The organism is Mesorhizobium sp. M1A.F.Ca.IN.020.06.1.1 (assembly GCF_004023265.1).
In the GTDB taxonomy this organism is placed as follows: Bacteria; Pseudomonadota; Alphaproteobacteria; order Rhizobiales; family Rhizobiaceae; genus Mesorhizobium.
This window is the reverse complement of record NZ_RZSR01001341.1, coordinates 1-1,197: the sequence shown is the minus strand read 5'-3', so window position 1 is coordinate 1,197 and position 1,197 is coordinate 1. Positions and strand designations below refer to the sequence as shown.

Here is a 1,197-nt window from a genome sequence, read left to right as displayed (position 1 = left end):
GGCCATTGGCGAGTATGGCGCGAAATCGCTCCTCGACGTCGACTGCCGGTGTGACCGCGATTTCGCTTTCCAATTCGCCGGCGAGGCGGATGTCGGCCTGCGGAAACGGGCCGCTGCCCGGCAGCTTGTCGATCATGGCCGCAAGCAGCCGCACCAGCTCGGCCCTGGCCGCCGCGATCGCCACCCCGGTTTCGGCCATCTGCATCTCGATCGCGTCGAACCAGCCGGTGTCGCGCGAGCCTTCCGTAAGCAAACGGTTACGGCCACGCATCGCCTTCTCGTAATCGAGCGCGCGCTGCCCGTGGCCGGGGTCGATCGCCAGCACCAGTCGGTCGAGGAAGCGGCGGCGGTCGGCGGCCGGCCCTGGAAACAGCCCGTCCATCGCCGGCGTCAGCCAGACGACCCGCAGCCATTCGAGCATATCCTCGGCCGATTTTGCCGGCGCGCCGTTGATGCGCACGCGCCTGCCGCCTTCCGCGGCACCATCGCCGCCGGCAATGCCGGTGCCGATTTCGACCTGACCTTCCGGTCCTTCGATGCGCGCATGCAAGGCAAAGCCGCCATCGCCGCCCTCGCGGGCGACGTCGGCGTAAGGCGCGCGGCGCAGCCCGCGCCCCGGCGTCAGCAGCGAAACGGCTTCGAGCAGATTGGTCTTGCCGGCGCCATTGTCGCCGGACAGCACGACAGCGCCGGGGCCGAGATCAAGCGAAAGTCCCGCATAGTTGCGAAAATTTGTAAGTGTAAGCTTACTTATATAGCTCTGCTGCCGAAGCTGTTTGGCGTCCGAGGTCACGGCGACATGTGAGGCCTGCTAGAGCAATTCCAGGAAAAGTGCATAGCGGTTTTCCGTCCGGAATTGCGTCAACAAAAGAGACAAAGCCTAGACCCGCATCGGCATCAGCACGTAGAGCGCGGTCTCGTCGGCCATGTCGTGGATCAGCGTCGGAGACCCGGCATCCGCCAGCATGAACTTGGCTTCCGAACCGGTGAGCTGGGCGGCGACGTCGAGCAGATATTTGGCGTTGAAGCCGATCTCGATCGGGTCGGACGAGTAGTCGGCCGCCAGCTCCTCGGTTGCGCTGCCGGAATCCGGATTGTTGACGGCGAGCGTGAGCTGGCCGTCATTGATCGACAGTTTCACGGCTCGGCCGCGCTCGGACGAAATGGTCGAGACGCGGTCGACGGCGGCGGCAAAGC

1 protein-coding gene and 1 pseudogene are annotated in these 1,197 nt (G+C 65.2%); both read right to left on the bottom strand.

All coding sequences use genetic code 11. The annotated features are described in order from the left end of the window. Nucleotides 1-793, bottom strand: a 793-nt coding sequence (locus tag EOA60_RS33825; protein WP_128312667.1) for an AAA family ATPase, incomplete at its 3' end; no start/stop codon positions are given. Nucleotides 794-880: 87 nt separating this feature from the next. Then, nucleotides 881-1,197 (bottom strand): annotated as a pseudogene (locus EOA60_RS33820) (DNA polymerase III subunit beta); the annotation flags it as partial.